Origin of the sequence: Amycolatopsis sp. NPDC049253 (assembly GCF_040678995.1) — a bacterium.
GTDB lineage: Bacteria > Actinomycetota > Actinomycetes > Mycobacteriales > Pseudonocardiaceae > Amycolatopsis.
In genome coordinates this window covers 627,115-652,964 of record NZ_JBFAQX010000001.1, presented here as the reverse complement: position 1 = coordinate 652,964, position 25,850 = coordinate 627,115, and the positions used below count along the sequence as shown (strand labels likewise).

Sequence of the window (25,850 nt, the reverse complement as noted above, 5' to 3'; positions counted from 1 at the left end):
TCGTCCCGGTTCGGAGCGTCGGACCTCCTGCATCTCGATTAATCGAATTGGCAAATGGAGTAGTTACACTATCTACACAAAGTTATTTGCGAATCTCCAAAGTGCAGCACTTCGGCCCGCCGCCGGCCTTCCGCAGTTCGGAAATGTCCAGGTAGACGGGCTCGTAGCCCCGCTCCGCCAGCTGCGCACCCAGCCCGACCGCCTCCAGGGGCAGCACGACGTTGCGCCCGTCGGAGACGCCGTTGAGGCCGAAGCACTCGGCGTCGGCGGCCGTGGCGACCACGGCGTCGGGGAACAGCCGTCGCAACACGCGCTGCGAGCCGGGTGAGAAGGCCTCCGGGTAGTAGGCGATCTGCGCCGCGGCGGTGTCCGATGCCTCGGTGAGCACGAACAGCGCCGTGTCGAGGTGGTAGTAACGCGGGTCGATCAGGCTCAGCGACACCACGGGCACGCCGAGCACCTCCTGCGCCTCCGCGTGCGCGGCCGGGTCGGTGCGGAAGCCGGTGCCGGCGAGCAGCAGCTTGCCCGTCCAGGCGAAGTCGCCCTCGGCCTCGTTGATGCGCTCCGGCATGGTCAGGTCGCGGTAGCCGTGCTCCACGAACCAGCGGCGGAAGTGCTCGGCCTCGGCCGCGCGCTGCGGCGCCCGGAAGCGCGACCCGAGCACCCGCCCGTCCACGACGGTGCCGGAGTTCGCCGCGAACACCATGTCGGGCAGGCCCGGCTGAGGCTCGATCTCCTCGACGGTGTGGCCGAGACGGCGGTAGGTGTCGCGCAGCTCGGTCCACTGCGCCACCGCGACGTCGGCGCTCACCGGCTTGGTCGGGTCCATCCAGGGGTTGATCACGTAGTCCACCGCGAAGAACCGCGGCGGGCACATGAGGTAACGGCGGGTGGTGGGCACGCGCTGCACAGACTCTGCCTGCATGGTTGAAGGGTAAGGTCGGCCTAACCACGCAATCAATCGCTGTTCGATGCGCACATACCTGCTAAACATTGCGTGTGAACACCATCGACCAGCGAATCGTTTCCTGCCTGGTGGCCAACGCGCGGTCCAGCTACGCCGAGATCGGCAAAGTCGTCGGGTTGTCCGCCCCGGCGGTCAAGCGCCGCGTCGACCGGCTGCTGGAAACGGGCGTGCTGCGCGGCTTCACGGCGGTCGTCGACCCGGAGGCGCTCGGCTGGGGCACCGAGGCCTTCGTGGAGGTGCACTGCCAGGGCAACGTCACGCCCGCCCGCATCCGCGCAAGGCTTGAACCACTGCCGGAGGTCGTGGCCGCGTACACGGTCTCGGGCGCGGCCGACGCGATCGTGCACCTGCGCGCCGCCGACATCCACCACCTCGAGACGGCGCTCGAGCGGCTGCGCGGGCTGGAGATCATCGACCGCACCGTTTCCACGGTCGTCCTGTCGCGACTGCTGGAACGGCCGCCGAACCCGCAGAGCTGACCGGATGGGCCGGACGCCCGCCCCGAGGTTCATCGGGAACTCGCATGAACTCATCCACATGGCGGGACACGGGTGCGGGACCAGTCCATTCAGTGGCATCGTCCATGCCACAGACCGGGAAATCCGGTTTGTGTGGCCCATCGGTGGGAGACGTGCGTCACTGCGGTTCCCCCGAAAATCCCGTTACCATCGGTTACAGGTAACAAAGGGCGCCCGCCGCCGGTGACGGGATGAAGGCCTCCACTCCGGGTACCCCACACTTCGGGAACTCCCGAGTCCTCGACGAGTAACCTCGGGGGAGGCCTGGTGATCCAGCCGACATCGCCGGGCGGGCGTTCCCCGGGGGCCGACCCGGGGTCGCAGCACGTCGGGAGAGAGGGATTCCCTGACCCATGAGCACGAGTGCGAACGGTGGTCCGGGAAGCACGGCGGCCGGCAACGGTCACAGCAGCGCTTCCTTGACCAGCTCGAGGTCGACCGAAGTCAGCAAACTCGACCGGGTGGTCATCCGGTTCGCCGGTGACTCGGGCGACGGCATGCAGCTGACGGGCGACCGGTTCACGTCCGAGGCCGCGGCCTTCGGCAACGACCTGTCGACGATGCCGAACTTCCCCGCCGAGATCCGCGCACCACAAGGCACGATCCCGGGTGTCTCGTCGTTCCAGGTGCACTTCGCCGACTACGACATCCTCACGCCCGGCGACCGGCCCGACGTGCTGGTGGCCATGAACCCCGCGGCGCTGAAGGCGAACCTGCGCGACGTCCCGCAGGGCGGCACGATCATCCTCAACACCGACGAGTTCTCCAAGCGCAACCTCGTGAAAGTCGGGTACGACAACGACCCGCTCGACGACGAGACGCTGTCGGCCTTCCAGGTCCACCGGGTCGCCATGTCGACCCTGACGCAGGGCGCGCTCGCCGACACCGGCCTCGGCAAGAAGGACGCCGAGCGGTGCAAGAACATGTTCGCGCTCGGACTGCTGTCGTGGATGTACCACCGGCCGACCGAGGGCACGGAGCGGTTCCTGCGCGAGAAGTTCGCGAAGAAGCCGGACATCGCCGAGGCCAACATCCTCGCCTTCCGCGCGGGCTGGAACTACGGCGAGACCACCGAGTCGTTCGCGACGACGTTCGAGGTCGCGCCGGCGAAGCTCGACCAGGGCACCTACCGGCAGATCACCGGCAACACGGCGCTCGCGTACGGGATCGTGGCGGCCGGGCAGCAGTCCGGGCTGCAGATCCTGCTGGGCACCTACCCGATCACCCCGGCGTCGGACATCCTCCACGAGCTGTCCAAGCACAAGAACTTCGGCATCATCACGTTCCAGGCCGAGGACGAGATCGCCGGCATCGGCGCGGCGCTGGGCGCTTCGTACGGTGGCGCGCTGGGCGTGACCTCGACGTCCGGCCCGGGTATCGCGCTGAAGTCGGAGACCATCGGGCTCGGCGTGATGACGGAGCTGCCGCTCGTGGTCATCGACGTGCAGCGCGGCGGCCCGTCCACGGGTCTGCCGACCAAGACGGAGCAGGCCGACCTGCTGCAGGCGATGTTCGGCCGCAACGGCGAATCGCCCGTGCCGATCATCGCGCCGCTGTCGCCTGCCGACTGCTTCGACGCGGCCCTGGAGGCCACGCGGATCGCGCTGAAGTACCGCACGCCGGTGCTGCTGCTGTCCGACGGCGCGATCGCCAACGGCTCCGAGCCCTGGCTCGTCCCCGACGTCGAGGACCTGCCGGATCTGCGCGTCGAGTTCGCCACGGAACCCAACTCCGACAACGGCTCCGGCGAGTTCTGGCCCTACGTGCGCGACCCGGAGACGCTGGCGCGCGAGTGGGCCGTGCCGGGCACGCCGGCGCTGCAGCACCGCATCGGCGGCCTCGAGAAGGCCGACCGGACCGGGCACATCTCCTACGAACCCGACAACCACGACAAGATGGTGCGGCTGCGCCAGGCCAAGATCGACGGCATCGACGTGCCCGACCTGGCGGTCGACGACCCGTCGGGCGGCAAGGCGCGCGTGCTCGCGCTCGGCTGGGGCTCGTCCTACGGCCCGATCGGCGCGGCCTGCCGGCGCGTGCGGAAGCTGGGCATGCCGATCGCGCAGGCGCACCTGCGCCACCTCAACCCGCTGCCCGCGAACCTGGGCGAGGTGCTCCGGTCCTACGACAAGGTCGTGGTGCCGGAGATGAACCTGGGCCAGCTCGCGCTGCTGCTGCGCGGGAAGTTCCTGGTCGACGTGCACTCGTACACCAAGGTGGCGGGGCTGCCGTTCAAGGCCGAAGAGCTGCAGGACGTGTTCGCCGACATCATCACCAGCACCGTTCCGGAGGGCGTCAAGTGACCGCCATCGACCTCGGACTGCCGCAGCTCGGTGGTCTGGACCTCGTTCCCACCACCGACGAACCACAGAAGGCCAAGGACTACAAGTCCGACCAGGAAGTGCGCTGGTGCCCCGGCTGCGGTGACTACGTGGTGCTCAACGCCGTGCAGTCGTTCCTGCCGACGCTGGGCCTCAAGCGCGAGAACATCGTGTTCATCTCGGGCATCGGCTGCTCGTCGCGCTTCCCGTACTACCTCAACACCTACGGCATGCACTCGATCCACGGCCGCGCGCCGTCGATCGCGACCGGCCTGGCCACCACGCGCCCGGACCTGTCGGTGTGGGTCGTCACCGGCGACGGCGACGCGCTGTCCATCGGCGGCAACCACCTGATCCACGCGCTGCGCCGCAACGTGAACATCAAGATCCTGCTGTTCAACAACCGGATCTACGGCCTGACCAAGGGCCAGTACTCGCCGACCTCGGGCCAGGGCATGGTCACCAAGTCGACCCCTATGGGTTCGGTGGACACGCCGTTCAACCCGCTGTCGCTGGCGATCGGCGCCGAGGCGTCGTTCGTGGGCCGCGCGCTGGACTCCGACCGCAAGGGCCTCACCGAGGTGCTGGAGGCGGCGGCCCGCCACCGCGGCTCGGCGATCGTCGAGATCTACCAGAACTGCCCCATCTTCAACGACGGCGCCTTCGACGTCCTGAAGGACAAGGACGAGGCCGCGTCCCGGCTCATCCCGCTGAAGGCGGGTGAGCCGATGCGCTTCGGCGCGCAGGGCGAGTTCGGCGTCCGCCGCGGCGAGTGGGGTGGCCTGGACATCGCCAAGGTGAGCGACATCGGCGAGGAGAAGCTGGTCGTCCACGACCCGACCATCGCCGACACGTCGTACGCCTTCGCGCTGACCCGCCTGGGCGACCAGAACCTGACGCACGTCCCCACGGGCATCCTGCGCCAGGTCGAGCGCCCCACCTACGACGACGGCGCCCGGGCCCAGGTGGAAGAGGCCCGCGCGGCCCGCAAGCCCGACCTGCAGGGCCTGCTGCGCGGCAAGGACACCTGGACTGTGGTTTAGGCCTCGGCTATCGAAAAAGGCCTCCCCGCTTCGTGGCGGGGAGGCCTTTTTCGTTGCTGGGTATGGAACTCAGCCACACCGCGAGATCGCGCCGGTTTCTTCCCGCCCGATGTGGTCGGCCCCCGGGGCCGGCCGTGTCGGGTGGGAAGGAGCCGGCTCAAGGGCGATCTCGCACGCGGCGGCGGAGCCGACGCCAAAAAAACAGCTTTCCTGGTTGCTCCGGCGAAGCCGCAGGCAATTAGGAAAGCGGCCGGAAACCCACTCGTTCGGCGTCGGCCGACGTGCGGAACCAGACTTCGGCCACCATGCGCGGGAACTGCGGCGATTCCTCGGTGCAGTACCGCAAAGCGGTGACGCTCGCCTTGACCGTGAAGGCGTCCGACGGGCGGCCGCCACCGGGGCGGGGCATGGCGGAGCCGGGGCCGAAGGGGCCGGGCGGCACGGAGTCCTCGCCGGTGTCGCGGGCCGGGGGCGGTTCGGGCGCGGCCATGGCGGCGACCTGGTTGGGCTGGACCGACGGCTCGAACAGCGAACCGCTGTGCGCGCCCGTGAGGTCCGGCTCGCGGCGTTCGACCGGGCGCATCGACGGCTGGATCGGCCGCGGCGGGTCGAAGCCGCCGCGCGGGGACTCGCGGGGCTGGCGCTTCGGCAGGCCGCCGGGCTCCAGGGGTTCCTCTGTGGACTCTTCGGGCTCGTCCGCCACGGCCGTCTGCTGGGCCATGGCCGGCGCCGGCGTCAGGTGCTCAGTGGACTCCGGCTCGTCGAGATAGTCGCCGCCCGGCGCGTCCTCGAAGGGCGAGCGCTCCGGCAGTTCCTTCGAGAACCAGTCCGATTCGGACTGTTCCGCTGCGGGCTGGAAGAGCGACACCGGCTCGTCGGGCACGATGGGCGGGTCCAGCCGGCTCTCGAACGACGAGGGCTCCAGCGTGCTCTCGAACGGTTCCACCGCGCGGTGGTAGCCGCTGCCGTGGTCCTCGTCCGCTGAATCGACGGCGTGGTGGTGACCGCTGTCCGGTTCGCGAGAGACCGGGCTGAGGTACTCCGTCGCGGCCGCGCGGTAGACGTCACCACTGTCCACGGAGGACGCCGGGACCGACTCGTCCGCTTCGGGTGAAGCGTCCGGTTCCGGCGCGGTGCGGTACTCGGCGTCGTACTCCGCCTCCGGGTCGAACCCGGCGGGCGGCGCCGCGACGATCAGCTCGGTCGGCGCGTGCTCGCGCTGGTCGCGTGTCCACGCCGGCTCGCCGTCGGGCTCCGCGAGCTCGGACGTGAAGACCGGCGACCCCACCGGTTCCGGCGCTTCGGGAGCGTCGACGGGCGGCAGCACCGACGTCCGGCTGGACGCGGCCAGCGCGGCCGCGTTGGCCGGGGTGCGTGCGTTCTCGGTGTGCGCGGACGCCAGCGCGTCTTCCAGCTCACGGATGCGCTTGCGCGCAGGCAACACGAGGACCAACCAGGCCACGAGCGCGCCGACGAAGAACGCCAACAGGCTCCACAGCCAGACTTGTCCGAAAATGGACATCTTCTCTGCCCCTTTTAATGCGTCCGCGCGACCAGGTAGTCGGCCACCGACTCGCAAGCGTCTCGCGCAGGGGAAGCGGGCAGCGCTGCGAGCTCGGCACGTGCTCGCGAAGCGTAGTCGGAAAGGGTGACGCGCGCGCGTTCGAGTCCGCTGGAGCGGCGCAGCAGCTCCAGCGCCTCCGCGACCACCTCGTCCTCGGCGATCGGGCCCGCCAGCAGCTCCACGAGCCGCGGGTCGGTGTCCGGGTCGGCCAGCGCGTAGAGCATGGGCAGCGTGCGCACGCCTTCGCGCAGGTCGGTGCCCTGCGCCTTGCCCAGCTCGTCGGACGGCGACGCGATGTCGATGATGTCGTCGGAGATCTGGAACGCCGTGCCGATGATCTCGCCGAACCGGCGCAGCGCCTGGATGTACTCCTCGGGAGCGCCGGACATCATGCCGCCGAAGCGCCCGGACGTCGCGATCAGCGAGCCGGTCTTCTGCGCGATGACGGTGAGGTAGTGCTCCACGGGGTCGTCACCGGGGCCGGGGCCGACCGTCTCGCGCATCTGGCCGGTCACGAGCTCGCCGAACGTCTCGGCGATGATGCGCGCCGCGTCCGTCCCCAGGTCGGCGACCAGGCGCGAGGCGTGGGCGAAGAGGAAGTCGCCGGTCAGGATCGCGACGGTGTTGTCCCAGCGCGCGTTGACGCTCTCCGCGCCGCGCCGCATGGTCGCCTCGTCCATCACGTCGTCGTGGTACAGCGTCGCCAGGTGCACCAGCTCCACCGCGGCGGCCGCGATGAGCACGTGGTCACCCTGGCGGGGCCCGAACTGCGCCGACAGCAGCGTGAACAGGGGACGAAAACGTTTGCCCCCCGCCTCGACCAGGTGCAACGCCGCGTCGTGCACTGCCTGCACATCGCTCTTCACGACGTCCCGCAGCATCGCCTCGACGTCCGCCAGCCCGCCGGCGATCGCCCTCAGCAGCTTCTCGTCCTCGATCTGCAGCCCGACGGTCGCGCGCAGGTCCTCGACAGCGCCATCCCGTGCAGCGGCGGCTCCCGCCCCCGGGGGTGGTGAAGACACAGACACGTCGGCTCCGCTCTCTCATGCGCCGGTCGGGTTATCCGGCTTTCAGAGTAGTGGCTACCCCTGGTACGCCGTTTACCCGCTGTCCAGGGGAAACGGTGACGAACATGACACCGGAGGGCAACCCGGTCCCAGAAGTCAAGGCCGGACCCCGAACGGGTTGATCCTCCAGCACGGACGAGTGATCAACGCCCGGCAGCGCAACGGGCGAAACGGGCGCGCGGATATTCACTCAGTGGGAGAGCCGCCGGTCCCGACAAGCTCCCCGGCAGCAGGAGGAGGAAAAGCATGCGTACTGTGCCGATCGTTACCAATCCGGCCACAGTCACGGCCGAATGGCTTCGTAGCAGCGGTTACCTGCCGCGCCGGGGTCGACCTACATTTGGCCGGATCGGTAACACGAACGTCAGGCGGGCAGGGCTCGTCGGTGCGTTGCTGGTGGCCGGGAGCGTGCTCGCGGGTGCGCCGGCGTGGGCGGACACGCCGGCGGGGGTGGCCGACCTCGGCGAGGCGAGCTTCACGAAGGGCTCGACCACGGTGACCGTGCCGTCGCTGGCGCCGTGCGCGGTGGAGGGGCCGACGAGCGCGTCGGCGGGCTTGCTGAGCAAGACGGGCCTGAGCTGGGGCGGCGGCACGTCGTCCTGCACGACGACGGTGGTCGACCCCGACAACGACACCACCAGCACCAAGTCCACGGCCACCGGCAAGAACTTCGAACTGTCGGCGCTCGTCAGCGCCGGCGGCCCGCGCATCCGGCTGTCGAGCTACACCGTCACGTGCGACGCCGTACAGCGCCAGACGAGCGCCAACTGGACGTTCAGCGGCCTGGCCGGCATCACCGGCCTGCCCTCCCCCGTGCCGGCGGGCTACACGAAGCCCATCACGAAGGCCGGGGGCACCGTGCTGGCCAACGCGGTGTTCAACACCCAGACTCTCCCCGGCGACGGCAGCATCAGCTTGACCATGCTGCGCATCGACTTCCTGCCTGCTTCGGGCATCACAGGGTCGGTCACCGTCGGTCGCACGGCCTGCTCCCCCACGCCGTAATTTCGGCCTCGGCTCCGCGGCGCTAAGCCAGCAGTTCAGCGCGCAGGTCGGCGTCGCGGAGCAGGTCGAGCAGAGAGGCGTCCGAGAAAATGCGGGGCGCGCCCGGCAACAACGCCTGGCGGAGCATGGCGTGCAGGACGTCGGCGTGCGGCTGGTCGCGCAGGGTCCAGATGGCGCGGCGGCGGGTGTCGGCGTCGCCGTTCCGCCAGTGGAACACCAGAGCGGCCACCTGGTCCACGGCCGCTGCGCGCCCGCGTTCCAGCAGGGGGCGGTTGAGGCCGCAGACCTCGATCGTCGCGCGGCCCTTGTCGGTCAGCGCGCGATAGGTGCCGATGGACAGCACCAGGAACAGGTGGTCCAGCGGGTCCTCGGCCGTCGGGTCGATCAGCAACGGCTGTCCGGAGACGTCCACCGGGAACCGGTCGCGCTTGTGGTGGCTGTTGCAGTACTCGCACGCCAGCAGGTGGTTGAGCCAGTCGAACACGCGGCGCGGGGCCCGCGCGACCGGTTCGAAGTGGTCCACAGTGGACCCCAGCCCGTCACCGCAGTACATGCAGTAGCCGCGGCCCGAGGCCATCGCGGCCAGGTGCGTGCGGATCGAGCGGCGGGCGCCCCGCGCGGAAGTCCACAAGCGACGCGCGGTTTTGCTGTCACCGGAAGTAATCCGCGAGGTGAGCCGCGCGAGCTCGAGAGCGACCGCGGCCGGCAGCGCCACCCGGCGCAGCGCGATCACCGTTCGTCGAAGTGGCGCGTGACGTCGTCGACACGGCTGGGCGGTGAGCTGCTCAGGCGGTCGCGCAGCTGCTCCCACTCGCGCACGCCGTTGGCGTCCGCCTGGCCCGTGGCCACGAGCAGCTCCAGCTCGGCGAGGTGCTCACGCAGCTCCACGGCCCGCGGCGAGTACGGGCTGTCGAGCCCGAACAGGTCCGACAGGACGGCGTCGTCGCCACTGCCGTAGACCACGCGCTGGTACAGCTCGTCCGACACCACGCGCGGTGGCTCCTGCTCGTCCGGCCCCGGCAGCCGGATCAAGCCACCGGGATCGGCGGCCTGGCACACATACGGGCTGTGCGTGCTCACCACGAACTGGATCCGCGGGAAGTGCGCCTTCAGCCACGGCCCGATGCGTTTCTGCCACGACACGTGCAGGTGCGCGTCGACCTCGTCGATCAGCACCACGCCGGACGCGTCGATGCCCAGGCCCGCGTCCGCCAGCTGCCGCACCAGGTCGACGACCAGCGCCGTGACCGTCCGGTACCCGTCGCTCATCTCGCGCAGCGGGAACCGGTCGCCGCGGTAGGAGACCCACAGGCCGTCGGAGTCGACGTCGTGCACGCGGTAGCCGTCGGGCAGCAGCCCGTCGCCCAGCAGCGCGAGCACGGAGTCCTTCAGCTCCCGCGCGCCCGCCTTGCCCTCCAGCGCGCGCAGGTGCTGGTTGATCAGCCACGCCACTCCCTCGGCCAGCGAAGCGTCTTCGCTGAACAGGCTCGCCACGCGCGCGAACTCCCCGCGCATCAGCGACTGCGCCTCCGGCGCACCCCCGGCCAGCCGCCGGAACGGGCCGTAGCCGGCGCAGAACGCGGGCCCCTCGCCCACCACGTCGACGTCGATCGAGCTGCCCTCGTCGACCAGGCCCTCGGCGAACGGCGGCTGCACAAGGGCCTGCGCCAGCGCCCGCAGGAACGTCGTCTTGCCCGACCCGTTGCGCCCGGCCAGCACGGTCCAGCCCGGCCCCGGCAGCTTCAGGTCCACCGTGCGGGCACCGCGGAACCCCAGGACGTCCGTGATCCGCACCCGCTCGATGTGCATATTCAAAAGCTTATCGGCCCGGACAAGCAGAAGGCCGCCACGGAAATCCGTGGCGGCCTCCTCGCGAAGCACAACCTACGAAGCGAAACCACCCGAGCTCGCCCAGGACAGGGCGAACGACGGCACCAGGCCCAGCACCAGCGTCACCACCACGCCGAGCGTGATGGCCGCCGTGGTGAAGCCGCCAGGGATGGCGACGGTCGGGCCGTCGGCCGCCGGCTCGGAGAAGTACATCAGCACGATCACCCGCAGGTAGAAGAACGCGGCCACCGCGCTGAACACCAGCGCGACGACCACCAGCGGCGCCATGCCGTCGGACAACGCCGCGGAGAACACCACGAACTTGCCGACGAACCCGCTGGTCAGCGGGATGCCGGCCAACGCCAGCAGCAGGAACGTGAACACCCCGGCCAGCACCGGCGAGCGTTTCGCCAGCCCCGCCCACGCCGACAGGTGTGTGGCCTCACCGCCGGCATCGCGCACCAAGCTGATCACGCCGAACGCCGCCAGCGTGGTGAAGCCGTAGGCCAGCAGGTAGAACAGCGTGCTCGACAGGCCGTCCTCGGTCATCGCGATCGCGCCGACGAGCAGGAAGCCCGCGTGGGCGATCGAGGAGTACGCGATCATGCGCTTCACGTCGGTCTGCGTGAGGCCGAGGATCGCGCCGATCGCCATCGAGATGATCGCCACGGCCCACAGCACCCCGCGCCACTCCCAGCTCGTGGAAGAGAACGCGACCGACAGCACGCGCAGGATGGCGCCGAACGCGGCGACCTTCGTGCACGCCGCCATGAAGCCCGTGACCGGAGTCGGCGCGCCCTGGTAGACGTCCGGCGTCCAGGTGTGGAACGGGCCGACCGAGCCCTTGAACAGCAGACCGACCACCAGCAGGCCGAGGCCCGCGAACAGCAGCGTGTCGGAGCGGTCCGAGCCGGCCGCGGCGTTGGCGATGTCGGCGAGCTTCACGGAGTTCGCGTAGCCGTAGAGCAATGCGAGGCCGTAGAGGAAGAACGCCGAGGAGAACGCGCCGAGCAGGAAGTACTTGACCGCCGACTCCTGCGAGATGAGCCGGCGCCGCCGGGCCAGACCGCACATGAGGTACAGCGGGAGGCTCAGCACCTCGAGCGCGATGAACATCGTCAGCAGGTCGTTGGCCGCGGTGAAGGCCATCATGCCGCCGAGCGCGAAGAGCGTGAGCGGGAAGACCTCGGTCTGCGACGTCACCGTCCCGACCGCCTGCGCCCGGTCCTGCACGGTGCCGGGGCTGATCGCGGCCTGCGCCACGAACGCGCCGCCGGGCTCCACCTTGCGGTCGGCGATGAGGAACACCGCGCCGAGCCCCAGCAGGAGGAGCGTGCCCCAGAGGAACAACGACGGCTGGTCCACCGAGATCGCACCGGCGAACGTGGTCACGCCCGCCTTCGGCGCCGTCTTGGTGGCGTACATGATCAGCGAGACCCCGGACGCGAGGATCGCGATCACGGTCACGAAGACCTGCGCGTGCCAGCGGGAGGCCTTCGGCGCGAACGCCTCCACCAGCACGCTGACGCACGCGACGCCGAAGATGATCAGCAACGGCAGCACGGCCGCGTAGTCGACCGAAGGTGTCGCCACCTGGGTCGACGGAGCCTGGGAGAGAACAGGCTCAATGAGACTGTCGAGCACGGTTTACTTGCCTCCCTGCACGGCAGACAGCGTCGCCTGCACCGACGGGGTGATCGTGTCGAGCACCGGCTTGGGGTAGAAACCCAGGCCGATGATCAGGATGACCATCGGGGCCAGGATCGCGATCTCCCGCCCGCCGAGGTCCTTGATGGCCTTCTTGGCCCCGAGCTCCGGCGCGATCGCCGTGCCCGGGCCGCCGCCCACGCCGATGAGCGCGTCACCGCGCACCGGGCCCTGCATGATCCGCTGGTAGAGCCACAGCACGTACGCCGCGGCGAGCACCATGCCGACCGTCGCGATGATCGTGTACACCGGCTGGGTCACGAACGAGCCGATGAGCACGAGGAACTCGCTCACGAACGAGTTGGTGCCCGGCAGCGACAGCGCGGACAGACCGGCGATCAGCAGCATCCCGCCGAGCAGCGGGGTCACCTTCGCCATGCCGCCGTAGTCGGAGATCCGCGTGGACCCGCCGCGCATCACGATCAGGCCGACCACGACGATGAGCATCCCGGTCGAGAGGCTGTGGTTCAGCATGTACGACACGGAGCCGATCATCGCCTGCTCGTTGAAAGCGAAGATGCCCAGCGAGATGAAGCCGAAGTGGGCGATCGAGACGTAGGCGATGAACCGCTTCATGTCCGACTGCCCGGCCGCGAGGATCGAACCGTAGATCACGCCGATCACCGAGAGCACCAGCACCAGTGGCGCCAGCGCCTTGCTCGCCTCGGGGAACATCGGCAGGCAGTAGCGCAGGAAGCCGAACGTGCCGACCTTGTCCAGCACACCCACCAGCAGCACCGCGACGCCGATCGGGGCCTGTCCCGCGGCATCCGGGAGCCACGTGTGGAACGGCACCAGTGGCGCCTTGATCGCGAACGCGAGGAAGAAGCCGAGGAAGAGCCAGATCTGCGTGCCCGTCGGCGCGTCGCGCACGACCGTGACCAGCGTGGCCCAGTCGAACGTGCCGTGGCCCAGCTTGTCCGACGCCAGCGAGTACGCGCCGATCGCCGAGGCCAGCATGATCAGGCCGCCGAGGAACGAGTAGAGGAAGAACTTCACGGCCGCGTACTGCCGGTTCGCGCCGCCGTAGCCGCCGATCAGGAAGTACATCGGGATCAGCATGATCTCGAACAGCACGTAGAAGAGGAACACGTCGGTCGCCGCGAAGACGCCGATCGTGATCGCCTCCTGCAGCAGGATCAGCGACAGGAACCCGCCGGCGCTGCGGCCGGCCGGGAGCTTGTCGGTGAGCCCGAGCGCGCCCACGACGATCGGCACGAGCAGGGCGATCACCGCGATCATGATCAGCGAGATGCCGTCGGTGCCGAACGAGATGTGGATGCCGAAGGTGGGGATCCAGTCCATCGAGGTGGCCTGCTGGATCCGCGCTCCCGAAGGCGAGTAGCTCGCCCAGAACGGGATGATCAGCAGGAACTCCACAATGGACACGACGAGCGCGGTCGCGATCGCGGCCCGGTCGTTCCCCTTGAGGAACGCCAGCACCAGCGAGCCGACCAGCGGCAGCAGGATGAGCGCCAGGAGCCAAGTCATGTCAGGAGAACCTCACCAGCAGAAGGGCCGCCAGAAGCAGGAACGTGCCGCCGAGCATGGACAGCGCGTACGACCGGACGAAACCGGTCTGCAGCCGCCTGAGCCGGCCGGACCCGCCGCCGAGGGCCGCGGCGAGGCCGTTGACCGCCCCGTCGACCCCGCGGTTGTCGACGTACACCAGCGCCCGCGCGAGCCAGGTGCCCGGGCGGGCGACCAGCGTCTCGTTGAGGGCGTTGCCGTACAGGTCGTTGCGAGCCGCCCGGACGACCCAGGAGACGCGCTGCGGACGCTCGACCGGGATGTCCCGGCCGGGCCGGAAGATCCAGACCGCGAGCAGTGCGCCGATCAGGGCGAGCGCGAGGGTCAGCCACGGGATCGCGGCGGCGGAGATCGGGGCGTGCTCGGCTTCGTGGTACGCGCCGACGGTCGGGGCCAGCCAGTTTTCGAACCGGTCGCCGATGGCGAAGAACGCACCGGAGCCGACCGAGCCGATCGCCAGGATCGCCATCGGGATCCACATGATCGGCTTGGACTCGTGCGGGTGGAAGTCGCGGCCGTCGGAGCTCTTGATCTCCTTCCAGCGCGACTTGCCGAAGAAGGTCATCATCATCAGGCGCGTCATGTAGAACGCGGTGAGCCCGGCGCCGATGATGCCCGCGAGGCCGAAGACCCAGCCGCGCCAGCCTTCCTGGCCGAACGCCGCCTCGATGATCGCGTCCTTCGTGTAGTAGCCCGCGAGGAACGGGAAACCGATCAGCGCGAGGTAACCGAGGCCGAAGGTGACGAAGGTGATCGGCATCTTCTTGGCCAGGCCGCCGAACTTGCGCATGTCGACCTCGTCGTTCATGCCGTGCATGACCGAACCGGCCCCGAGGAAGAGCCCGGCCTTGAAGAAGCCGTGGGCCACGAGGTGCATGATGCCCAGCGCGTAGATGCCCGGCCCGAGGCCGACCGCCAGCATCATGTAACCGATCTGGCTGACGGTGGAGTAGGCGAGCACCTTCTTGATGTCGTCGTAGGCACAGCCGACGATGCACCCGATCAGCAGCGTGACCGCGCCGACGAGCGTGACCACCAGCCGGCCGTCCGGCGTCGCGGAGAAGATCACGTTGGAACGGGCGACCAGGTAGACGCCGGCGGTGACCATCGTTGCCGCGTGGATCAGGGCCGAGACCGGGGTCGGGCCCTCCATCGCGTCGGGCAACCAGGCCTGCAGCGGGAACTGGCCCGACTTACCGCAGGCGCCCAGCAGCAGCAGGATCGCGATCGCGGTGATCGCGGCCGGCGGGATCTGGCCGTTGGTCAGGCCGTCGAAGACCTGGGTGTAGCCGGTGGAGCCCGTGTACTTGAACATCAGGAAGATCGCCAGCGCGAGCCCGACGTCACCGACGCGGTTCATCAGGAACGCCTTCTTCGCGGCGGTGGCCGCGGACGGGCGGTTCTGGTACCAGCCGATGAGCAGGTAGGACGCGAGACCCACGCCTTCCCAGCCGAGGTACAGCGTCACGAAGCTGTTGCCCAGCACCAGGATCAGCATCGAGGCGACGAAGAGGTTCAGGTACGCGAAGAAGCGGTACCGGCCCTCGTCGTCGGCCATGTAGCCGATCGAGTAGAAGTGGATCAGCATGCCGACGCCGGTGATCAGCAGGACGAACGTCAGCGACAGCGCGTCGATGCGCAGCCCGAAGTCCACCTGCAGCTGACCCGCGGGGATCCACGAGTACAGGTTGACGTTCTCGGTCGCGTTGCCCGCCGTCGAGAAGAAGAGGATCACGGCGTAGACGAAAGCCAGGACGACGGTGGCGGTGCCGAGCAGGTGCCCCCAGGCCTTCGCCCGTTTCCCGGCGAGCAGGAGGATCAGGGCTCCGAGGGCCGGAAGGGCCACCAGCAGCCACGATGATGCGGTCACACTAGCCCTCTCAGTACTTCAGCAGGTTGGTGTCGTCGACCGAGGCCGAGCGCCGGGTGCGGAAGATCGACATGATGATCGCCAGGCCGACCACGACTTCGGCGGCGGCCACCACCATCACGAAGAACGCCATCACCTGACCGTCGAGCCCGCCGTTGATGCGGGCGAACGTGACCAGGCTGAGGTTCACCGCGTTGAGCATCAGCTCGACGCACATGAACACGACGATCGCGTTGCGGCGGACCAGGACGCCCACGGCGCCGATGGAAAACAGCAACGCCGACAACAGCAGGTAGTAGCTCGGGGTCACTTTCCTTCCCCTTCTTCGTCAGTGCCCGCGGCAACGCTGTCGCCACCGACCAGCGCGTGGGCGTCGGGCTTCGGGCCCTCGTCGGCGATGAGCTTGCGCTCGCGCATGAGCTGCAGCGCCGAGGTGGACTCGATGATCGCCGAGAGCGACTCCGGCGCGATCGAACCGTCGGGCAGCAGGGCCGGCACCGCGACCGAGTTGGCCGTGGCGAACACACCCGGGCCGGGCAGCGGCGACGGGCGGTCGTGCTCGCCGCGGAAGCGCAGCTTCACGAGCTCGCGCTGCGGGAGCTTGCCGCCCTTCTTGTGGCGGTCGGTGAACGCCAGCACCATCGCGCCGAGTGCGGCGGTGATGAGCAGCGCCGACGTGAGCTCGAACGGGAAGAGGTACTGCGTGAAGATGATCCGCCCGAGGCCGCCCGCGCCACCGCCGTTGGCGGCGTACGGGTCGAGCGTCGGGGCCGGGGTCACGTTCACCAGCGAGCGGAAGACGCCGGCGGAGATCAGCGCGGCGAGCCCGATGCCGAGGACCGTCGCGGCCAGCCGCTGTCCGCGCAGCACCTCGACCACGGAGTCGGAGCTCTCGCGGCCGACCAGCATCAGCACGAAGAGGAACAGCATCATGATCGCGCCGGTGTAGACGATGATCTGCGTGAACCCGAGGAACGGCGCCGACTGCGTCATGTAGAGCGCGCCCAGGCTCAGCATCGTGAGCACCAGCCACAGGGCCGAGTGCACGGCGTTGCGCGAGAAGATCATCCCGAGCGCGCCGAGCAGCGCGAGCGGGCCGAGGATCCAGAACGCGATCGCCTCGCCCACCGACACCGAGGTCGACGCGGGGGGCGGCGCCTGCGCCAGAAGGGCCGTGATCATTGCTTGGCCTCCTGCTGCTGCGCCTTGGCCAGCTCGGGGCCGTTGACGTAGTAGTCCTGCTCGTTGTCGCCAAGGCGCATCGGGTGCGGCGGCTGCTCCATGCCGGGCAGCAGCGGGGCGAGCAGGTCTTCCTTGGTGTAGATGAGCCGCTGGCGGTCGTCGTCGGCGAGCTCGTAGAAGTTGATCATCGTCAGGGACCGCGTGGGGCAGGCCTCGATGCACAACCCGCAGCCGATGCAGCGCAGGTAGTTGATCTGGTAGTCCGCGCCGTACCGCTCACCCGGGGAGTAGCGCTCCTCCTCGGTGTTGTTGCCGCCCTCGACGAAGATCGCGTCGGCCGGGCAGGCCCAGGCGCACAGCTCGCAGCCGACGCACTTCTCGAGCCCGTCCGGGTGGCGGTTGAGCTGGTGGCGGCCGTGATACCGCGGCGCGGCCGGGGCACCGGCCTCCGGGTACTCCTCGGTGGCGACCTTCTTGAACATCATCGCGAAGGTGACGCCGAAACCCTTGATGGGATTCAGGAAGTCAGTTGCCGCCATCTTCTGCCCCTTCCTGTGCTGCGGTGCCGACGGCCGCCGGCTTGCGCCGGGCCGCCCTCGCCTCCGCCTTGGCCAGCGCCTTCTGGCGCGGAGTGCTCTCGGGGACCTTCAGGTCCAGCGGGGGCACGGGGAACCCGCCGCCCGTGAGGTCGACGTAGTCGCCTTCCGGCAGCTTCTTGTTCGGCACCGCCAGGCTGATCAGCACGAGCACCACCAGCACGATGCCGACGCCGACGAGGATCTGCGGCCAGCTCCACTGGATGGTCTTGATCGCGACGACCACGAGGATCCAGACCAGGTTGATCGGCACCAGGACCTTCCAGCCCAGGCGCATGAACTGGTCGTACCGCAGCCGCGGCAGCGTGCCGCGCAGCCAGATGAAGCAGAACAGCAGCACGAACAGCTTCACGAAGAACCAGAGCATCGGCCACCAGTTCTGGTTCAGCGGCGAGTCGTCGCCGACGAACGGGAATCGCCAGCCGCCGAGGAACAGCGTGGTGCAGAACGCCGAGACGATCACCATGTTCACGTATTCGGCGAGGAAGAACATGGCGAACTTCATCGAGCTGTACTCGGTGTGGAAGCCGCCGACCAGCTCCGACTCGGCCTCCGGGAGGTCGAACGGCGCGCGGTTCGTCTCGCCGACCATCGAGATCAGGTAGATCACGAAGCTCGGGATGAGCATGTAGAAGTACCAGCCGTGGGCCTGCGCCTCGACGATCTCGGACGTCTGCAGCGACCCGGAGTAGAGGATCACCGCGACGATCGAGAGACCCATCGCGATCTCGTAGGAGATCACCTGCGCGGCCGAGCGGAGCCCGCCGAGCAGCGGGTACGGCGAGCCCGAGGACCAGCCGGCGAGCACGATGCCGTACACGCCGATCGACGAGCACGCGAGGATCACCAGCACGCCGACCGGCAGGTCGACCAGCTGCAGCGTGGTCGTCTGGCCGAAGATCGAGACGACCGGGCCGAACGGGATGGCCGACAGCGCGATCAGCGCGGGGACCGCGGCCAGCACCGGTGCGAGGAAGTACACCTTGCGGTCGGCCGTGTCCGGGATGATCTGCTCCTTGAACGGGAGCTTGATCGCGTCGGCCAGCGACTGCAGGTATCCGTTGGGACCGACGCGGTTCGGGCCCGGCCGGTTCTGCATCCGGCCGACCGCCTTGCGCTCCCACACGATCAGGAAGATCGTGAGGATCGGGCCGATCAGCAGGATGATGACCGCCTTGAACAGGACCAGCCACCACGGGTCGTCCGCGAGCAGGCGAGCGCGTTCTGCGGCATCCGGCACCTGCGCCAGGAACGGCATGAGCTGCGGGCTCACTGTTCACCTCCGGAGATCTGCACCAGCGCGCCGTGGCCCGCGGCCAGTGCGGCGCGGACGGCGGAGCCGTCGGAGTTGCCCGGGAGCCACACGACCCCGTCGGGCAGGTCGGCGACCTCGACGGGCAGCGTGATCGAGCCGCGCTCGGTGGACACGCGAACCGTGGCGCCCACGTCTTCGGCGGTCTTCGCCGAGAGCCGGGCCACGGGCTTGCGCTGCGTGCCCTTGAGGTGCGGTTCGTCGTCCTGCAGCGAGCCGTTGTCGATCAGCTGCCGCCAGGTGGCGAGCACGGCCTGGCCGGCGCCCGGCACCGGCGCGGGCTGCGCCCCGGTGGCGATGTGGCCCCAGTTCGTGGTGCCCTGGCCGAGCTTGGCGAAGTCGCCCGCCGCGGCGGCCGGCGTCTGCGTGAACAGGTCCACGTCCATCTCGACGGCGAGGGTGTCGAGCACCCGGCCGTCGGAGAGGGCACCGGTGCCTTCCACCGTGATGTCGAAATCGCGGCGGCGGCCTTCCCAGTTGAGGTAGCTGCCCGCCTTCTCGACCGACGGCGCGATCGGCAGGACCACGTCGGCGCGCTCGGTGACCTCGCTCGCCCGCAGTTCCAGGCTGACCACGAAGCCCGCGTTGTCGAGCGCGCGCCGGGCCAGGTCCGGGTCGGGCAGGTCGTTGGGGTCGAGCCCGCCGACGACCAGGCCGTCGAGGTCGCCGCCCGAAGCGGCTTCCAGGATGCCGGTGGTGTCGCGGCCCGGCCGCACCGGAAGCTCGGCGCCCCAGTGCTTTTCGACCTCGGCGCGAGCCGCGTCGTCGGTGATCGAGCGCCCGCCCGGCAGCAGCGTCGGCACGCAGCCGGCGGCCAGCGCGCCGCGCTCGCCTGCCCGGCGCGGGATCCACGCGAGCCGCGCGCCCGTGCGCTCGACCAGCGCCCGCAGCGAGGAGAACAGGCCGGGGACCTCGGCGGCACGCTCGCCGACGAGGATCACCGCACCCCCGCCGCTGAGCGCGGAGTCGAGGTCCGGCGCGTGCTGCGCGATGCCGTCGACCGCGGCGGCTTCGCCACCCGGCACGCAGGCCAGCAGCTCACCGAAGGTCTTGCGCACCGACGAGGTGGTCCACTGTCCCAAGTGGACGACACGGGTGCGGTTCTTGCGGGCCGCCTTGCGCAGCCGCAGGAACACGATTGGCGCCTCGTCCTCGGGCTCGAAGGCCACGCACAGGACCGTGCGGGCCCGCTCGATCTCGCCGAAGGTCACGCCGGTCTCCGGCGTGGTGGCCACGACCGACGAGGTGAGGAACGCCAGCTCCTCGGCCGAGTGCGCGCGGGCGCGGAAGTCGATGTCGTTGGTGCGCAAGCCGAGCCGGGCGAACTTCGAGTACGCGTAGGCGTCCTCGACGGTCAGCCGGCCACCGGTGAGCACCCCGACGCCCTTGCCGTCACGGGCCTTCGCCAGCCCGGCGGCCGCGGCACGCAGCGCGTCGGTCCAGGAGGACTCCTCCAGCACGCCGGCCTCGTTGCGGACCAGCGGGCGGCGGATGCGGTCGTCGGCCTGCACGTAGCGGAACCCGAAGCGGCCCTTGTCGCACAGCCACTCTTCGTTGACCTCGGGGTCGTCGCCCGCGAGCTTGCGCTGCACCTTGCCGCGGCGGAAGTCGGTGCGCTCGGCGCAGCCCGAGGAGCAGTGCTCGCACACGCTCGGCGAGGACACCAGGTCGAACGGGCGCGACCGGAACCGGTAGGCGGCGCTCGTGAGCGCACCGACCGGGCAGATCTGGATGACGTTGCCGGAGAAGTAGCTCTGGAACGGCTGGCCGCTCGTGGTGCGCGAGGCCAGGTCCAGCACGTCGGCCGTCTCGGCGGTGCCGATCTGCTGGTGGGCGCCGCGTTCGAGGAGCTCGATGAACGGGTCGCCCGCCACCTGCGCGGAGAACCGCGTGCAGCGCTGGCAGAGCACGCAGCGCTCACGGTCCAGCAGCACCTGCGTGGAGATCGGCAGCGGCTTCGGGAACGTGCGCTTGGTGTCCACGAACCGCGACTCGGTGCGGCCGTGCGCCAGCGCCTGGTTCTGCAGCGGGCACTCACCGCCCTTGTCGCAGATCGGGCAGTCGAGCGGGTGGTTGATGAGCAGCAGCTCCATCACGCCCTGCTGCGCCTTGTCGGCGACCGGCGAGGTGAGCTGCGTCTTCACGACCATGCCGTCGGCGACCGTCATCGTGCAGGAAGCCTGCGGCTTCGGCATCGGCCGGCCGCCCATCTCCACCTCGACGAGGCACTGCCGGCAGGCGCCGGCCGGGTCGAGCAGCGGGTGGTCGCAGAAGCGCGGGATGACCGTGCCGAGCCGCTCGGCCGTGCGGATCAGCAGCTCGCCTTTGGGCGCGATGACCTCTTCGCCATCGATCGTGAGCTTGACGTGGCCCTCGGGGACGGGAGTCTCTGCTTTGTTCGACTCAGGGGCCGGCTTGCCTGTGTTTGTCTCAGCGGCGATCGTCATGCCTGGGCTCCCACCAGTTCGGGCTGGGCGGCCTTGTTCTTCTCGCACAGGTCGAGGAACTCCTGGCGGAAGTACTTGATCCCGCTCTGGATCGGCGACACCGCGCCGTCACCCAGGGCGCAGAACGAGCGGCCGAGGATGTTGTCGCAGACGTCCAGCAGCGTGTCGATGTCCTCGGCGGTGCCGTGGCCCTCGACCATGCGCTCCAGGATCTGCGCGAGCCAGTACGTGCCTTCGCGGCACGGCGTGCACTTGCCGCAGGACTCGTGCTCGTAGAACTCGGTCCACTTCATCACGGCCCACGGCACGGACACGGTCTCGTTGAAGACCTGCACCGCGGTGGTGCCGAGCATCGAGCCGGCCTCGGCCGCGCCCTCGAAGTCGAGCGGCACGTCGAGGTGCTCCGCGGTGAACATCGGCGTGGAGGAACCACCCGGCGTCCAGAACTTCAACGGGATGCCGTCCTTCATGCCACCCGCGAGCTCCAGCAGCTCGCGCAGCGTGGTGCCGAGCGGGCACTCGTACTGGCCGGGCTTCTCGACGTGGCCGGAGATCGAGTAGATCTTCGGGCCGGGCGACTTCTCGCGGCCCATCTCGCGGAACCAGTCGGAACCCGCGTTGATGATGAACGGCGCGCTCGCGATGGTCTCGACGTTGTTCACCGTGGTCGGTGCGGCGTAGAGGCCGGCGGCCGCGGGGAACGGCGGCTTGAGGCGGGGCTGGCCGCGGCGGCCCTCGAGCGAGTCGAGCAGCGCCGTCTCCTCGCCGCAGATGTACGCGCCGGCGCCGGCGTGCACGGTCAGCTCGAGGTCGTAACCGGTGCCGAAGATGTTCTTGCCGAGGTAACCCTTGGCGTAGGCCTCACGCGCGGCCGCGTTGAGCCGGCGGATGCAGTGCAGGGCCTCACCGCGCACGTAGATGAAGCAGTGGTTCGAGCGCATCGCGTACGAGGCGATGATGCAGCCCTCGATGAGCGAGTGCGGGTCGGCCATCATCAGCGGGATGTCCTTGCACGTGCCCGGCTCGCCCTCGTCGGCGTTGATCACCAGGTAGTGCGGCTTGTCGAAGTTCGGCGGCATGAACGACCACTTCACGCCGGCCGGGAACCCCGCGCCGCCGCGGCCGCGCAGGCCGGAGGCCTTGACGACCTGCACCAGCTGCTCGGGCGTGCCGGCCAGCGCCTTGCGCGCCGCGGTGTAGCCCTCGAGCTGCTCGTAGGTCTCGATGCGCCAGGAGTTCGGCGACAGCCAGCGCTTGGTGAGGACTGGAGTGATGGGATCAGGCATCTACTTCTTCTCCAACTCAGGCAGCGGAACGTCCTGCGTCGCCGGCGCGGTCCAGCCGCGCTCGGCCGCGATCTGCGCGCCCCGCAGGGTTTCGACGGCCTGCGACGGCCCGTCGACGTCCCCGCGGTAAGTCTGTTCGTCCTCCGGCCAGAACCCGGCCAGCTGCAGCTCCGCACCCTTGAAGTCGGTGAGCGGCGCGCCGCGCGTGGGGGCCGGCTTCTTGCCCGCCTGCAGCGCGTCGACCAGCGCCACCGCCTTCTCCGGCGTCTGGTTGTCGAAGTACTCGTAGTTGACCTGGATGACCGGGGCGAGGTCGCAGGCCGCGAGGCACTCGGCGTGCTCCAGTGTGATCGAGCCCGGCTCGTTCGGCGTGCCCGCCGTTTCCTCCTGGCCCAGCGGCGCGTCCTCGGAACCGAGGTGCGTCTGGAGCTTCTTGTAGATCGCCTCGCCGCCCATGGCCGCGCACAGCGTGTTCGTGCAGACGCTCACCAGGTGCTCGCCGCACGGGCGGCGCTTGTACATGGTGTAGAACGTCGCGACCGCGCTGACCTCGGCGTCGGAGAGGTCGAGGTGCTTGGCGCAGAAGGAAATTCCCTCCTGGCTCACGTACCCCTGCACCGACTGCACGAGGTGCAGCATCGGCAGCAGCGCCGAACGCGCCACCGGGTAGCGGGCGATGATCTCCTTCGCCCGCGTGTGCGTGTCCTCTTCGAACGGATCCACGGGCGGGTTGTCCGCCAGGATGCCCTCGGCCGCGGCCGGGTCGGGCGCGATGCCGACCACGTCGGTGTCGGGGCCCGCCGCGGCGTGCGTCGTCTTGGCGTCGTGCGGCCCCGGCTCCGGAACTGCCGTCGAGTACGTCATCGGTCCACTCCCCCCATCACCGGGTCGATCGACGCGACCGCGGCGATCACGTCGGCCACCAGCCCGCCCTCGGCCATCGCGGGCATCGACTGCAGGTTCACGAAACTCGGTTCGCGCACGTGCACGCGCAGCGGCCGGGTGCCGCCGTCGGACACCAGGTGCGCCCCGAGCTCACCGCGCGGCGACTCGACCGGCGTGTACACCTGGCCGGCCGGCACGTGGAAGCCCTCGGTGACGAGCTTGAAGTGGTGGATCAGCGACTCCATCGACTGGCCCATGATCTTCTTGACGTGCTCGAGCGAGTTGCCCATGCCGTCGCTGCCGATCGAAAGCTGCGCGGGCCACGCGATCTTCTTGTCCTCCACCATGACCGGGCCCGGCTCGAGCATCTTCAGGACCTGCTTGATGATGCGCAGGCTCTGGTGCATCTCCTCGACGCGGATGAGGTAGCGCGCCCAGCAGTCGGCGTCGGTCGAGGTCGGGACGTCGAACTCGATCTCGTCGTAGCGCGAATAGGGCTCGGTCTTGCGCAGGTCCCACGGCAGGCCCGCGGAACGCAGGATCGGGCCGGTGACCCCGAGCGCGAGGCACGCGTCGACCGGCAGGACCCCCACGCCCTTGAGCCGGTTGCGCCAGATCGGCTGACCGGTGAAGAGCTTGTCGTACAAGGGAAGGCGGCTGTCCATCACCTTGACGAACGCGGAGACCTTCTCCTGGAAGTCGGCCGGCATGTCCTGCGCGAGGCCGCCGGGGCGGATGAACGCGTGGTTCATGCGCAGGCCGGTGAGGTGCTCCAGAAGGTGCAGCACCTCTTCGCGCTCGCGGAAGCCGAGCGTCATCGCCGTGGTGGCGCCGAGCTCCATGCCGCCGGTGGCGATGTAGACCAGGTGCGAGCCGATGCGGTTGATCTCCAGCAGCATCACGCGAAGCAGCTCCGCGCGCGGCGGGGCCTTGATGCCCAGCAGCTTCTCCACACCGAGGCAGTAGGCCATCTCCGTGGACAGCGGCGCCAGGTAGTCCATGCGCGTCACGAACGTGACGCCCTGGGTCCAGGTGCGGAACTCGCAGTTCTTCTCGATGCCGGTGTGGAGATAGCCGATGACCGACCGCAGCTGCGTGACGGTCTCGCCCTCCATCTCCAGCACGAGCCGGAGCACGCCGTGGGTCGACGGGTGCTGCGGGCCCATGTTGATGACCATGCGCTCGTCGTGCTGCGCGTCGGAGACGACGTCGTCCCAGTCGCCGCCGGAGACCGTGTAGACGCGGCCTTCGGTGGTGTCACGCGAGTCGGCGTACTCGAAGGCTTCGTCTTCGCCGTCGATGATCTCGGACATGTTCTCGCTGGTAGTCACGAGTACGACCTCCGCTGGTGTTGACAGGGTCGGGATTTCCGCGCCCGACGACACAGACCGTTGGTGGTCACGAGTACGACCTCCGCTGGTCCGGCGGCGGGATTTCCGCGCCCTTGTATTCGACCGGGATCCCGCCGAGCGGGTAGTCCTTGCGCTGGGGGTGGCCGTCCCAGTCGTCCGGCATGAGGATGCGGGTCAGCGCCGGGTGACCGTCGTAGACGATGCCGAACATGTCCCAGGTTTCGCGCTCCTGCCAGTCGGCCGTCGGGTAGAGACCGACGAGCGAGGGCACGTGCGCGTCGTCCACGTCGAGGGTGACCTCGAGGCGGATGCGGCGCCGGTACGTCATCGACGTGAAGTGGTACACGGAGTGCAGCCGCTGCGGCACGTCCACGCCGTAGTCCACGCCGGACACCGAGCTGAGCAGCTCGAAGCGCAGGCCGGCGTCGTCGCGCAGCACGCGGGCGACCTCGAGGAGGTGCTCGCGGTCGACGTAGAAGGTGATCTCGTCGCGGTGGACCGTGGTCTGCAGGATCGCCGCGGCCGGAACCTTGTTGTCCGCCAAGGCCGCGTAGAACTCGTCGGCGAACTCGTCGAACCAGCCGCCGTACGGGCGCTCGGCCGGAGGCGGGCTGTAGGCGGGCAGGCGCACGCCGCCGTAACCGGAGGTGTCACCGCTGCCGGTGACGCCGAACATGCCCTTGCGGGCGCGGCCGGCGACAACGGGCTCCGCGGGAGCCGCGGGCGTCGTGCCCTGCGGCTCGAGACCGGCTTCGGGGCGCTCGGCGCTGGACTGCTCGCCACCGGTTTCGGGGGTTTCGGGATTTTCGGCCACCGGGCTCACTTCTTCGCGTACTTGATCGACGAGGGGATCAGCTCGGTGCGCGCGCCGCTGGCCGCGCGGATGGCGGCGCGGCGGGCGTTGATCGGCTCGTCCTGGATCTTGGCGTGCAGCTTGAGGATCGCGTCGAGCAGCATCTCCGGGCGCGGCGGGCAGCCGGGGAGGTACATGTCGACCGGCACCACGTGGTCGACGCCCTGCACCACGGCGTAGTTGTTGAACATGCCGCCCGACGAGGCGCAGACGCCCATCGCGAGCACCCAGCGCGGCTCGGCCATCTGGTCGTAGATCTGGCGAAGGACGGGCGCCATCTTCTGCGTCACGCGGCCGGCCACGATCATCAGGTCGGCCTGGCGCGGGGTGGCGGAGAAGCGCTCCATGCCGAAGCGCGCGATGTCGTAGCGGGAACCGCCGACCGTCATCATCTCGATCGCGCAGCACGCGAGCCCGAAGGTGGCGGGCCACAGGGAGTTCTTGCGCGCCCAGTTGACCAGGCCCTCGAGGCTGGCCAGCAGGATGCCGTTGGGGAGTTTCTCTTCGAGGCCCAT

22 protein-coding genes are annotated in these 25,850 nt (G+C 69.4%); 4 read left to right on the top strand and 18 right to left on the bottom strand.

Annotated features, from left to right (window positions below):
* Positions 1-82 precede the first annotated feature (82 nt).
* Positions 83-925: a dimethylargininase gene (ddaH, locus tag AB0K15_RS03355; RefSeq protein WP_364045066.1), complete on the bottom strand. Its 843-nt coding sequence runs from the start codon at positions 923-925 to the stop codon at positions 83-85.
* Between the two features lie 74 nt (positions 926-999).
* On the opposite strand from ddaH, the gene AB0K15_RS03350 reads away from it, so the two are divergent.
* From AB0K15_RS03350 to AB0K15_RS03340, 3 genes are all read left to right on the top strand, one after another.
* Entirely contained in the window at positions 1,000-1,446 is a 447-nt protein-coding gene (locus tag AB0K15_RS03350; RefSeq protein ID WP_220245995.1) for an Lrp/AsnC family transcriptional regulator, read from the top strand.
* A gap of 392 nt (positions 1,447-1,838) precedes the next feature.
* A complete protein-coding gene (locus tag AB0K15_RS03345; RefSeq protein ID WP_364045063.1) occupies positions 1,839-3,788 on the top strand; it encodes a 2-oxoacid:acceptor oxidoreductase subunit alpha in 1,950 nt (649 codons plus the stop codon).
* A complete protein-coding gene (locus AB0K15_RS03340; RefSeq protein ID WP_364045060.1) occupies positions 3,785-4,849 on the top strand; it encodes a 2-oxoacid:ferredoxin oxidoreductase subunit beta in 1,065 nt (354 codons plus the stop codon). The genes AB0K15_RS03345 and AB0K15_RS03340 overlap by 4 nt, the downstream gene beginning before the upstream one ends.
* Positions 4,850-5,087: 238 nt before the next feature.
* Here the strand turns inward: AB0K15_RS03340 and AB0K15_RS03335 are convergent, their stop codons facing one another.
* Positions 5,088-6,371 carry a hypothetical protein gene (locus tag AB0K15_RS03335; RefSeq protein WP_364045058.1) on the bottom strand — a complete coding sequence of 428 codons (1,284 nt, stop codon included), beginning with the start codon at positions 6,369-6,371 and terminating at the stop codon, positions 5,088-5,090.
* Between the two features lie 14 nt (positions 6,372-6,385).
* A complete protein-coding gene (locus tag AB0K15_RS03330) occupies positions 6,386-7,435 on the bottom strand; it encodes a polyprenyl synthetase family protein (RefSeq protein ID WP_364045379.1) in 1,050 nt (349 codons plus the stop codon).
* 441 nt (positions 7,436-7,876) lie between these two features.
* Here AB0K15_RS03330 and AB0K15_RS03325 point away from each other — a divergent pair, with 441 nt between their 5' ends.
* Positions 7,877-8,485 carry a hypothetical protein gene (locus AB0K15_RS03325; RefSeq protein ID WP_364045055.1) on the top strand — a complete coding sequence of 203 codons (609 nt, stop codon included), beginning with the start codon at positions 7,877-7,879 and terminating at the stop codon, positions 8,483-8,485.
* 22 nt (positions 8,486-8,507) lie between these two features.
* On the opposite strand, the gene AB0K15_RS03320 is transcribed toward AB0K15_RS03325, so the two are convergent.
* From AB0K15_RS03320 to AB0K15_RS03250, 15 genes are all read right to left on the bottom strand, one after another.
* A complete protein-coding gene (locus AB0K15_RS03320) occupies positions 8,508-9,218 on the bottom strand; it encodes an HNH endonuclease (protein ID WP_364045052.1) in 711 nt (236 codons plus the stop codon).
* A complete protein-coding gene (locus AB0K15_RS03315) occupies positions 9,215-10,294 on the bottom strand; it encodes an AAA family ATPase (protein ID WP_364045049.1) in 1,080 nt (359 codons plus the stop codon). Before AB0K15_RS03315 ends, AB0K15_RS03320 begins: the two co-directional genes overlap by 4 nt.
* A gap of 75 nt (positions 10,295-10,369) precedes the next feature.
* Entirely contained in the window at positions 10,370-11,944 is a 1,575-nt protein-coding gene (gene nuoN, locus AB0K15_RS03310) for an NADH-quinone oxidoreductase subunit NuoN (RefSeq protein ID WP_364045377.1), read from the bottom strand.
* Positions 11,945-11,962: 18 nt separating this feature from the next.
* Entirely contained in the window at positions 11,963-13,513 is a 1,551-nt protein-coding gene (locus AB0K15_RS03305) for an NADH-quinone oxidoreductase subunit M (protein WP_364045046.1), read from the bottom strand.
* Position 13,514: 1 nt separating this feature from the next.
* Positions 13,515-15,422: an NADH-quinone oxidoreductase subunit L gene (gene nuoL, locus AB0K15_RS03300; RefSeq protein ID WP_364045043.1), complete on the bottom strand. Its 1,908-nt coding sequence runs from the start codon at positions 15,420-15,422 to the stop codon at positions 13,515-13,517.
* A 10-nt stretch (positions 15,423-15,432) separates the two neighbouring features.
* A complete protein-coding gene (nuoK, locus tag AB0K15_RS03295) occupies positions 15,433-15,732 on the bottom strand; it encodes an NADH-quinone oxidoreductase subunit NuoK (protein ID WP_360597685.1) in 300 nt (99 codons plus the stop codon).
* Positions 15,729-16,604: an NADH-quinone oxidoreductase subunit J gene (locus tag AB0K15_RS03290; protein WP_364045040.1), complete on the bottom strand. Its 876-nt coding sequence runs from the start codon at positions 16,602-16,604 to the stop codon at positions 15,729-15,731. The genes nuoK and AB0K15_RS03290 overlap by 4 nt, the downstream gene beginning before the upstream one ends.
* Positions 16,601-17,143 carry an NADH-quinone oxidoreductase subunit NuoI gene (nuoI, locus tag AB0K15_RS03285; RefSeq protein WP_364045037.1) on the bottom strand — a complete coding sequence of 181 codons (543 nt, stop codon included), beginning with the start codon at positions 17,141-17,143 and terminating at the stop codon, positions 16,601-16,603. Before nuoI ends, AB0K15_RS03290 begins: the two co-directional genes overlap by 4 nt.
* On the bottom strand, positions 17,130-18,458 hold the full coding sequence (gene nuoH, locus AB0K15_RS03280; RefSeq protein WP_364045376.1) for an NADH-quinone oxidoreductase subunit NuoH: 1,329 nt from the start codon (positions 18,456-18,458) through the stop codon (positions 17,130-17,132). Before nuoH ends, nuoI begins: the two co-directional genes overlap by 14 nt.
* An 11-nt stretch (positions 18,459-18,469) precedes the next feature.
* The gene (locus tag AB0K15_RS03275; RefSeq protein ID WP_364045034.1) at positions 18,470-20,959 is read right to left on the bottom strand and encodes an NADH-quinone oxidoreductase subunit G; all 2,490 of its coding nucleotides are present in this window, start codon (positions 20,957-20,959) and stop codon (positions 18,470-18,472) included.
* Positions 20,956-22,245, bottom strand: coding sequence for an NADH-quinone oxidoreductase subunit NuoF (gene nuoF / locus AB0K15_RS03270; RefSeq protein ID WP_364045031.1), 1,290 nt, complete (start codon positions 22,243-22,245; stop codon positions 20,956-20,958). The genes AB0K15_RS03275 and nuoF overlap by 4 nt, the downstream gene beginning before the upstream one ends.
* Positions 22,246-23,109, bottom strand: a complete 864-nt coding sequence (gene nuoE / locus AB0K15_RS03265) for an NADH-quinone oxidoreductase subunit NuoE (RefSeq protein WP_364045028.1) — start codon at positions 23,107-23,109, stop codon at positions 22,246-22,248. It lies immediately after the preceding gene.
* Positions 23,106-24,443 carry an NADH-quinone oxidoreductase subunit D gene (locus AB0K15_RS03260; protein ID WP_364045374.1) on the bottom strand — a complete coding sequence of 446 codons (1,338 nt, stop codon included), beginning with the start codon at positions 24,441-24,443 and terminating at the stop codon, positions 23,106-23,108. The genes nuoE and AB0K15_RS03260 overlap by 4 nt, the downstream gene beginning before the upstream one ends.
* Before the next feature lie 85 nt (positions 24,444-24,528).
* Positions 24,529-25,296 (bottom strand): NADH-quinone oxidoreductase subunit C, encoded by a 768-nt coding sequence (locus AB0K15_RS03255; RefSeq protein ID WP_364045025.1) that lies wholly within the window; start codon positions 25,294-25,296, stop codon positions 24,529-24,531.
* A 5-nt stretch (positions 25,297-25,301) separates the two neighbouring features.
* Complete coding sequence (locus tag AB0K15_RS03250) at positions 25,302-25,850, bottom strand: NADH-quinone oxidoreductase subunit B (protein ID WP_204091789.1); 549 nt, start codon at positions 25,848-25,850, stop codon at positions 25,302-25,304.

Excerpts from the sequence above, each read along its gene's own strand:
- ddaH (WP_364045066.1), bottom strand. The coding sequence starts at position 925 with ATGCAGGCAGAGTCTGTGCAGCGCGTGCCCACCACCCGCCGTTACCTC.
- AB0K15_RS03345 (WP_364045063.1), top strand. The coding sequence starts at position 1,839 with ATGAGCACGAGTGCGAACGGTGGTCCGGGAAGCACGGCGGCCGGCAAC.
- AB0K15_RS03335 (WP_364045058.1), bottom strand. The coding sequence starts at position 6,371 with ATGTCCATTTTCGGACAAGTCTGGCTGTGGAGCCTGTTGGCGTTCTTC.
- AB0K15_RS03315 (WP_364045049.1), bottom strand. The coding sequence starts at position 10,294 with ATGCACATCGAGCGGGTGCGGATCACGGACGTCCTGGGGTTCCGCGGT.
- AB0K15_RS03305 (WP_364045046.1), bottom strand. The coding sequence starts at position 13,513 with ATGACTTGGCTCCTGGCGCTCATCCTGCTGCCGCTGGTCGGCTCGCTG.
- AB0K15_RS03290 (WP_364045040.1), bottom strand. The coding sequence starts at position 16,604 with ATGATCACGGCCCTTCTGGCGCAGGCGCCGCCCCCCGCGTCGACCTCG.
- nuoI (WP_364045037.1), bottom strand. The coding sequence starts at position 17,143 with ATGGCGGCAACTGACTTCCTGAATCCCATCAAGGGTTTCGGCGTCACC.
- nuoH (WP_364045376.1), bottom strand. The coding sequence starts at position 18,458 with ATGCCGTTCCTGGCGCAGGTGCCGGATGCCGCAGAACGCGCTCGCCTG.
- AB0K15_RS03275 (WP_364045034.1), bottom strand. The coding sequence starts at position 20,959 with ATGACGATCGCCGCTGAGACAAACACAGGCAAGCCGGCCCCTGAGTCG.
- nuoF (WP_364045031.1), bottom strand. The coding sequence starts at position 22,245 with ATGCCTGATCCCATCACTCCAGTCCTCACCAAGCGCTGGCTGTCGCCG.
- nuoE (WP_364045028.1), bottom strand. The coding sequence starts at position 23,109 with ATGACGTACTCGACGGCAGTTCCGGAGCCGGGGCCGCACGACGCCAAG.
- AB0K15_RS03260 (WP_364045374.1), bottom strand. The coding sequence starts at position 24,443 with ATGTCCGAGATCATCGACGGCGAAGACGAAGCCTTCGAGTACGCCGAC.
- AB0K15_RS03250 (WP_204091789.1), bottom strand. The coding sequence starts at position 25,850 with ATGGGCCTCGAAGAGAAACTCCCCAACGGCATCCTGCTGGCCAGCCTC.